This is a genomic window from Pedobacter agri PB92 (genome assembly GCF_000258495.1).
Taxonomy (GTDB): domain Bacteria; phylum Bacteroidota; class Bacteroidia; order Sphingobacteriales; family Sphingobacteriaceae; genus Pedobacter; species Pedobacter agri.
This window is the reverse complement of the sequence record NZ_AJLG01000047.1, coordinates 20052-29192: the sequence shown is the minus strand read 5'-3', so window position 1 is coordinate 29192 and position 9141 is coordinate 20052. Positions and strand designations below refer to the sequence as shown.

Below are 9141 nucleotides of genomic sequence, written 5' to 3'. Positions count from 1 at the left end.
TACACACTTATCATAACGATAGCGCTGCAAACATGATCATGAGCAGATAATATATAGCGAGATATTATTGGCTAAATAGCATTTTGAATAGATATAACCAAAAACGATTAGATCTGCGACGAAAAAAACTAAAACAATTTTCCAGTCTGGCCAGGGAAATTTTTCTTCAAATGTTTGTATGCTGCTTCTGTTACCTCTCGTCCGCGGGAGGTGCGCATGATGTAACCTTCCTGAATTAAAAAGGGCTCATAAACTTCTTCAATCGTACCTTCATCTTCACCTACAGCCGTAGCGATGGTTTTTAAGCCCACCGGACCACCTTTAAATTTATCGATAATGGTAACCAAGATCTTATTGTCCATTTCATCCAAACCATGTTCATCTACATTTAATGCATTTAAAGCATAGTTAGCTATTTCAGGATCAATGTTACCAGTACCTTTAATTTGTGCAAAATCCCTTGTTCTACGTAACAATGCATTTGCAATACGAGGCGTACCTCTACTTCTTCGGGCAATTTCATAAGCACCTTCATCATCAATAGGTGTATTCAGAATATCAGATGAGCGCAACACAATGGTGGTTAAAAGCTTTGCATCGTAATAAGCTAAACGGCAATTGATACCAAATCGAGCCCGCAAAGGCGCTGTTAACAAACCCGAACGTGTAGTTGCGCCAACCAGTGTAAATGGATTTAAGGAAATTTGAACGGAACGAGCGTTTGGACCTGTCTCCAACATGATATCAATCTTGAAATCTTCCATGGCTGAATACAAATATTCTTCAACCAAAGGAGAGAGGCGATGGATTTCGTCAATGAATAAGATATCGCCTGTGTCTAACCCCGTAAGTAAGCCAGCTAAATCACCAGGTTTATCTAATACCGGACCCGATGTAACTTTGATTCCAGCACCCATCTCATTGGCAATAATGTAAGAAAGCGTTGTTTTTCCTAATCCCGGAGGGCCGTGAAGCAGCACATGATCAAGTGCCTCGCCACGAAGTTTAGCCGCCTGAACAAAAATTCTCAGGTTCTCCATCACTTTCTCTTGTCCGGTAAAATCTTCAAAAGCTTGTGGCCTTAAAACCCTTTCAATATCTCTATCGGTAGGTGTTAAGTTGCTTGCATCTGGATCAAGATTTTCATTCATAGAGCAAATATAAAATTAAATGCTAAAAAAATTAGGATTTTTTAAATTTATCAGCCACAATTAATTCCTTTGATCCAGCAGTGTATTTATAAAAACCTTCTCCGGTTTTTGCTCCTTTTTTTCCTGCAGTAACCATATTCACTAATAGCGGACAAGGAGCATATTTAGGATTTCCAAACCCATCATGCAACACTTTCAATATTGCCAAACAAACATCTAAACCTATAAAATCAGCCAGTTGAAGTGGACCCATCGGGTGTGCCATGCCCAACTTCATCACCGTATCGATTTCATGAACTCCCGCAACACCTTCATATAAAGTATAAATGGCTTCGTTGATCATTGGCATCAAAATCCTGTTCGCTACAAAACCTGGGTAATCATTTACCTCAACAGGTATCTTTTCCAGGCTTTCAGAAAGTGACATGATGGTTTTTGTCGTTTCGTTGGTTGTTTGATAACCCCGAATTACTTCCACCAACTTCATTACCGGAACAGGATTCATAAAATGCATGCCGATTACTTTATCGCCACGATTGGTAGCCGCCGCAATTTGCGTAATAGATATTGACGAAGTATTTGAGGCTAAAATTGCATCGGCTGGTGCAAACTGATCTAAATCTTTGAAGATTTTAAGTTTTAAATCGACGTTTTCTGTTGCAGCTTCAACAACAAGATCTGCATGTTGAACGCCATCTTTCATTGCAGTAAAAGTCTTGATGTTTCCTAAGGTAATTATCTTTTGGTTTTCTGATAATGTTCCTTTTGCAATCTGTCGATCGAGATTTTTAGTGATCGTTAAAATAGCTTTATCAAGTGCTTCTTGATTTACATCGATCAGATTTACCTGATAATTAAACTGAGCAAATACATGCGCAATCCCATTTCCCATTGTACCTGATCCAATTACTGAAATATTTTTAATCATGACGAAAATGATTTTGTTTAGCTCATAAACTTAGTTCTCTTTACGAGGCTTTCAAATATATTGTTTAGTCTCCAAAAAATGATCATCGTTTTCATATTGCTAATTTTATAAAAATAAGTAAAAATGTATCCTGATATTCATGATTTTTAGCTCTGCATCTGCTAAGAAAATCCATTTAGCCTGATATTTTGATCTATCGTGCAATATTTATCGCTTAGAGAATTGTTTATGTATTACCACTTTGTCTTTACAGGAAACTATTTTAGTATTTCGCTGAGAATGTTAAATAAAAAATAACTTATCAGACATTTTTATCGCTGTAATAGTAAAATTTATCAGATAAAATCAGATTTATTTAATTTTAACATTGTTAAAATGATTGATCGATACAATAGTTGGTTTTATCGATACTTAACATTTTATTTTTTTTCGTTGCCATCTCTTAGAGGCTGAATTGTTAATCATCGCACTTGTTCGCAACGAACTGGAAATCTCCTCAAGTTTTCCTAATACGATGAAAAATTAAACTAATCATTTTACAAGTTCATTTGGGCGTACCTCTCCAGTACTGTCGCGGCCTTGTTATGATTAATTCTTCAACAAACATGATCAACTATTAAACTAAAATTAAATGTAAATGAAAAGAAAACTACTAAAGTGTTTGTTGTTCTTTATTGTACTGCTGGTTACCAGAGTATCCGCACAAGAAAGAATTGTTACGGGGGTGGTATCTGCCAAAGAAGACGGATTACCAATTCCTGGGGTAAGCGTAAACGTTAAAGGAACAAACAATGGGGTTACAACTGGTGCAAACGGAGCCTATTCCATTAAAACCACTAACAACGATGTACTCGTGTTTACCTTTGTTGGCTACAAAACAAGGGAACTCAATGTCAATGCTAAAACTATTGATATGGTTCTCGAATCTGATGTTAGTGTATTGGATGAAGTTGTTATTGCTGCCGGTGGTATCAAAAGGGCTGCAAGGGAACAAGGTTATGCATCGACTAGGATTGATGGATCAACGTTAACAGCAGGAAAATCGCCCACTATTGCAGGAGGTTTAGTGGGTAAAGTTGCAGGCTTACAAATTAATGCTGTAGGTAGCGGTGTTAATCCAAGCTATCGTTTAGTGCTAAGGGGGAACAGGTCTATCACAGGAAATAATCAGGCCTTAATCGTGTTAGATGGTGCTGTCGTTCCCAATGCATTGCTTGGTAATCTTAATCCTGATGACATTGAAGATATCACGGTTTTAAACGGAGCCAGTGGGGCTGCGTTGTATGGATCTGATGCGTCAAACGGTGCATTAATCATCACCACTAAAAAAGGAAAAATTGGTACACCGGTGATTAAACTTTCGAATACAACAGTTTTAGAACAGGTAAGCTTTTATCCCTTATTACAAAATACCTTCGGTTCGGGTTCAACTTCTGATGCGCAGATATACGATCCAATTGAAAACCAACAATACGGACCAGCTTTCGATGGTTCAACCAGGGCAATTGGGCGTGTATTAGAGAATGGCACACAACAATATGCTACATACTCCGCCACGGATGATAAATATGATTTCTGGAATACAGGAGTGTCTAATCAAACCGATTTCTCTATTTCTTCAGCAGATGAAAAATCTTCAACTTATTTATCGGCTCAGTATTTAGATGGATCAGGTACAACACCTAAAGATAAGTACACCAGAACATCATTGCGATATAACGGATCTAGAAATTTTACTAAAAACTTCAGTGCTAATTACAATGCAAGTTATACGCAAAACAAATATGATATTACCAGTGCTACATCTACAATCTATAACAACCTTTTAAATACACCAGCGCAGATTCCGCTGTTATCTTATCAAGATTGGCAGAATACCTCTGGCTGGGGAAATCCTGATAATTATTATAATGATTATTACGAAAACCCATATTGGGCTATTGATAACTACAGACAAAATACTCAGAATGAATATCTAACTGGTTTATTAGAGTTAAAATACAAAGCTGCTGACTGGATTGATTTTACTTACCGAGCGGCAATCAGTAACCGTTATTATAAGAATAAAAACAGCACAATGGGTTATACGTATACGCAGTATACACTAGATCATTCTGCTAAAACAAATGAAAGCAGTGGCGTATCTGATGAAACATTAACAACAAGTAACTTCAGTACAGACTTTTTTGCAAATATTAAGAAAGATTACAAAGATTTTTCACTTAATGCATTAATAGGTACTTCATTAAAGAGCTACAATTACAAATATCTTGGAGCTTCAGGAAGTGGTTTACAGGTTAATGAACTTTATAATTTAGGTAACATTACCGGAACGCCATCAGCCAGCGAAACCAATTATAATACACGCCAGTATGGTGTATGGGCAGATGTAACATTAGGTTACAAAAAGTATCTGTACTTGCACTTAACAGGAAGAAATGATTGGGTATCAGTTTTAGCACCCGCAAACCGTTCTTTCTTTTATCCTGCTGCAGATATCTCATTCATTCCAACTGATGCTTTTTCTTTTTTGAAAAACAGCAAAGTAATCGATTATATGAAAATCAGGGCAGGTGTATCAAAAGTAGGTAACGTAAACGTAGGTAATACTACTAATGGTGGCGCTTACGCTTTGGAATCTACTTTTGATTCGCAAACCGGTTATGGTTATGGAACAGGTTATACGCCTAATAATACACTGGTTTCTAATAATTTAAAGCCAGAAATTACTACTGGGTATGAAGGTGGTGTTGATTTTAGATTGTTAAATGGATTAATTGATGGTACCGTAACCTATTATAATACCAGCTCAACTGGTCAGGCCATTACTGCTGGTGTACCGGTAACAACAGGTTATAGCTATTATCTTTTAAATACCGGAGAGTTAACGAATGAGGGTTTAGAAACAGCTTTACACTTTACGCCAATTAGAAAAGGCGATTGGAAATTAACGGTAGGCGGTAACTATACCTATAACGATAACAAACTGGTTTCACTCTCAAACGATTTAACCCGCATCGGAGTAAGCAATAGTACTACAATTTATGGTCAGGTGGGTCAGATTTATCCTGTTATTATTGGTTCTGATTATATCAGGGATGCTGAAGGTAGAGTAGTGGTTGATCAGAATACAGGATATCCCATTGGTACGACTACAGGGAATATCCTTGGCAATACAATTCCAAAAAAATAGATTGGGATTAGATTTTCAGTTAAGCTGGAAAGGGCTAACTTTCTCAGGATTATTTGAATACAGGTCAAATTATGTTCAGTATAGCACCGCCGGATCAACTTATGATTTCTCTGGTTCATCTGCCAGAAGTGCTTACTATAACAGAGAAAAATTTATTTTCCCTAACTCTTCATACTATGATTCTACATCAGGAACCTATGTGGCTAACAATAGCATTACGGTATCTGATGGTGGTGCAGGTTTTTGGACAAGCAGTAGCCTTTATTCTGGTGTGACGAGTAATTACGTTTATTCAGGAAACTATTGGAAGTTGAGGGAGCTTTCACTGGCGTACAAACTTCCTTCATCAGTACTTCGCAATGTAAAGTTCATTAAATCGGCAACCATTAGTGCACAAGGCAGAAACCTTTTCATCTGGATGCCAAAATCAAATGAATACGCAGATCCTGATTACAGTAATAATGGAGCTGATAGCAATGCGGTTGGTATTACTTCACTATCTCAAACGCCTCCTACAAGATATTATGGTGGTACTATATCATTAACTTTTTAATGACAAGAATTATGAAAAGAATTTTAAAATTAACTATCCTTTCGGTCATCATTTTTACCGCCTTAGGTTGTAAGAAATACTTGGATATAAACGAAAATACAAACTCGGCAACTGAATCTTCTCCAAATCTGGTTTTGCCGGCAGCATTAAATAATACTGCATCAAACTTTGTTACGTATTTTAATTATGGTGCCTGGATGGCCGGCTATCAAGCAAATGCAGGTGGCTATTCATTTACCGGTTCAACTTTCTTTACTTACAACTGGAATTCAGGAACAAATAATGGTTTATTCAACGCTGCATTTTCTGATCTCAGAAGTTATCAATACATCATTACGTCTACCACCGGAGTAAATAAGTTTGTATTATATAATGCGGTTTCCCGGGTGATGAAATCTTATTATTATCAGATTCTGGTAGATGAATACGGTAATGTACCTTATTCTGAAGGTTTAGCCGGTGTTGATAATCTTACCCCACATTATGATGATGCAGCTACAGTTTACAAGTCGCTTGTTACAGAAATAGATGCGGCCATCAAAGATCTCCAAACCTATGGTTCAAGTTCTGTGGTAACAGCTTTAGGCAGTGCCGACGTAATGTTTAAGGGCGATGTAACCAAATGGATCAAATTTGCAAACAACATCAAACTCCGCATTTTAACCAGGGCACAGGCTGGAACATTGGCATCTTATGCAGCTGCTGGTTTTAGTACATTTTCTGCAGAAGGTTTTCTAACAGAAGATATAACCATAAATCCAGGTTACGTAAGTACGAGTGCAAGACAAAATCCAATCTGGAACACTTATCATTCTACTTATACAGGGAGCAATGGAAGCTATGCTGCCCAGCAAATTCCAACCAGATGGATCTATGCTTTTTATAACGGCGGAAAATTAACTGATGCAAGTCGTGGCGCATTGATTTACAAAAACTTTACTGCTGGGACCACCCCAATTAATCAATTGGGAAATGAAACAGGTGTTTCTTCGTGGATTTCTGGTTATCCTGCTTGGTATATCGGTGTAGGTACAGCATTAAATGCTCCTGAAACACAAGGCATCATAAAAAGCAGGGTAATGGGTCAGCTAATTATGCCAGCTGCAGAAACCTATTTTCTTTTGGCGGAAGCTGCATTAAATGGCCACTTATTATCAGGAGATGCTGCAACTAACTTCGAAAATGGAATAAAGGCATCTTATAATTATCTTCAGAAGTCTGGCACGACCACTACATCGGCAACTGATGCTGCTTTAACTAGTTATTTAACCGCCTATAAGGCAGCGAATCCGGCAAGTTATTTGGTGAATTATTCACTCGCCACAACCAATGCACAAAAACTGGAAGCGATTATTACACAAAAATACATCGCACTAAATTTTGTGAATGGTTATGAGGCCTGGCAGGAATACAAAAGAACGGGGTATCCAGCTGTATCAGGTACAGCGGCAACCATCACCTTTGTTTCGCTACAATCTTCAGCAACCTCGGCCGATCGCCTTCCGGTAAGAAACCTATATCCAACTACTGAATATAACTTAAATCCAAATGTTCCGACAGGGTTGAATGCATATACCTCGAAGATTTTCTGGGATGTTAATTAAATCAATAAAGCATAAAGAAATGAAAACTTATAAAATATATTTAGCCATGATGATTATGTTTTTTGGCATATCATCATGTACCAAAGAAGACGGGATATATGCTGAAAACGGCTCGTCAGGTATAATTGAACTTGCTGATTTAGTTGCAAGAGCAAGTTCTACTGCTTATGCAACTTCATCAAAATCACTCGCAGCCCAAGCTGAGGTTGATTGTCCAATAGTTGTGAATTATACCGGAGCAGATGCTGCTCCAGAAGACGTTACCGTTACTTTGGCATTCGATCCAACTATTGTCAGTACCATGACTACTACAGCGGTACCGCTTACCGTGTTAGATGTTTCGCTTTATACCGTACCAACGTATACGGTAGTTATTCCGAAAGGAGAAAAAAAAGCCACAATGCATATCAAGGTTAAGACTGCTGCCTTTGATTTTACTAAAAATTATGCTTTAGGTATAATCATAAAATCTTCTTCAGCAGGAACAATTAGTGGTAATTATGGAAAAGGACTATTTAGAATAATTGCCAAAAATGATTATGACGGTGTGTATGCTTATAAAACATCAGCAGCAACATCCTTATTGCCAAACAGATCAGTGAGTACAAAATTGGTAACTATTGGACAATATACTGTGCAAATCGACCCAGGATTATTATCTAACTATACTAATGTGGTAACCTATACAGTTGATCCGGTAACGAATTTAGTTACCGTAACTTGTCCATCGTTAGGTGTGCAAACTCCACAGGATACAAGAAGTAACTGGAATCCAACTACTAAAGTTATGACGGTATTTTGGAAACAAGCAAATGGTGCAAGAACATTTGAAGAAACTTTTACTTATACTGGGTCAAGATAAATGACCGAAAAATTAGAGAAAAGGCTTTACCGTAAATGGTGAAGCCTTTGTTATTTTATTTAAGTTGTAGAATTCATTCGATAAAATCCCTGGTATGACCTACATAGTTCTCACGTGATATGATGTCATTATTATCGCTTAAAATAACATGAGATTTTAATGTAATTATTAATATTTAAAATGCTGATTAACAAAAATATAAAGTTAAAATATGTTAAATGAAATGTTAAAATTTTTAATCAATTGATTAATCGATACAAAGCCGATATTCATCGATACAAACTTTTTTTATCAGGTTTTTTGACGGAAATTTGATTCATCAAGAAAACAAAAAGGCTTTTTAATTGCTTGATAAATAAAAGAAAATAGCCGTCGAAGTGTAATGACAACGACGTTTTTATAAAGGTACTTCCTAGTAAATTTAGGTTAGTTAATGATTAGTTAAAATAGAGATATGGCTGGATGGCGTATCTCTATTTATTTTTACGGTAGCTTTCAAAGGCTAAACTAATTTTTCCTGCTATGCAACTTTTGTAAGCGTTTGGCTAATCAGTTCCAAAAACAGTATAATTAAATATCGTATTCCTTGAAATTGGAATTTATTCAATGTATTTCATGTTATTTCCTTTGAAATATATAAGTGACAGAATTTATTTATCGAATACTTCATTAAATAAAGCAATAAGCAACATATTTTAATTTTTATTAATGTTTATTGATTGTTAAATATATTTCAAATATAAAAACACCAATTAATTTTTATTTTATTGCGATATATCTATGCAAAATTAACGCATCTGTATGTTAATTTATCAAAATCAACATGATCTGATAAATAAATTTTGACACA

Annotated in this window: 6 protein-coding genes; 4 read left to right on the top strand and 2 right to left on the bottom strand. The window is 36.3% G+C overall.

The genetic code is table 11. The annotated features are described in order from the left end of the window. Window positions 1-128: 128 nt before the first annotated feature. Window positions 129-1151 (bottom strand): Holliday junction branch migration DNA helicase RuvB, encoded by a 1023-nt coding sequence (ruvB, locus tag ON09_RS09040; protein ID WP_010600741.1) that lies wholly within the window; start codon window positions 1149-1151, stop codon window positions 129-131. A 31-nt stretch (window positions 1152-1182) separates the two neighbouring features. Then, a complete protein-coding gene (locus ON09_RS09035; protein WP_010600740.1) occupies window positions 1183-2079 on the bottom strand; it encodes a 3-hydroxyacyl-CoA dehydrogenase family protein in 897 nt (298 codons plus the stop codon). Window positions 2080-2716: 637 nt separating this feature from the next. On the opposite strand from ON09_RS09035, the gene ON09_RS09030 reads away from it, so the two are divergent. The 4 genes from ON09_RS09030 to ON09_RS09020 are packed head-to-tail and all read left to right on the top strand — an operon-like array spanning window position 2717 to window position 8291. Beyond that, complete coding sequence (locus ON09_RS09030; RefSeq protein WP_051010193.1) at window positions 2717-5272, top strand: SusC/RagA family TonB-linked outer membrane protein; 2556 nt, start codon at window positions 2717-2719, stop codon at window positions 5270-5272. Between the two features lies 1 nt (window position 5273). Continuing rightward, on the top strand, window positions 5274-5825 hold the full coding sequence (locus ON09_RS25655; protein ID WP_202947134.1) for a hypothetical protein: 552 nt from the start codon (window positions 5274-5276) through the stop codon (window positions 5823-5825). Between the two features lie 11 nt (window positions 5826-5836). Next, window positions 5837-7429 carry a SusD/RagB family nutrient-binding outer membrane lipoprotein gene (locus tag ON09_RS09025; protein ID WP_029204231.1) on the top strand — a complete coding sequence of 531 codons (1593 nt, stop codon included), beginning with the start codon at window positions 5837-5839 and terminating at the stop codon, window positions 7427-7429. Window positions 7430-7448: 19 nt separating this feature from the next. Further along, window positions 7449-8291 (top strand): DUF1735 domain-containing protein, encoded by an 843-nt coding sequence (locus tag ON09_RS09020; protein ID WP_157258895.1) that lies wholly within the window; start codon window positions 7449-7451, stop codon window positions 8289-8291. Window positions 8292-9141: the final 850 nt, after the last annotated feature.

Excerpts from the sequence above, each read along its gene's own strand:
- ON09_RS09030 (WP_051010193.1), top strand. The coding sequence starts at position 2,717 with ATGAAAAGAAAACTACTAAAGTGTTTGTTGTTCTTTATTGTACTGCTG.
- ON09_RS09025 (WP_029204231.1), top strand. The coding sequence starts at position 5,837 with ATGAAAAGAATTTTAAAATTAACTATCCTTTCGGTCATCATTTTTACC.
- ruvB (WP_010600741.1), bottom strand. The coding sequence starts at position 1,151 with ATGAATGAAAATCTTGATCCAGATGCAAGCAACTTAACACCTACCGAT.
- ON09_RS09035 (WP_010600740.1), bottom strand. The coding sequence starts at position 2,079 with ATGATTAAAAATATTTCAGTAATTGGATCAGGTACAATGGGAAATGGG.
- ON09_RS09020 (WP_157258895.1), top strand. The coding sequence starts at position 7,449 with ATGAAAACTTATAAAATATATTTAGCCATGATGATTATGTTTTTTGGC.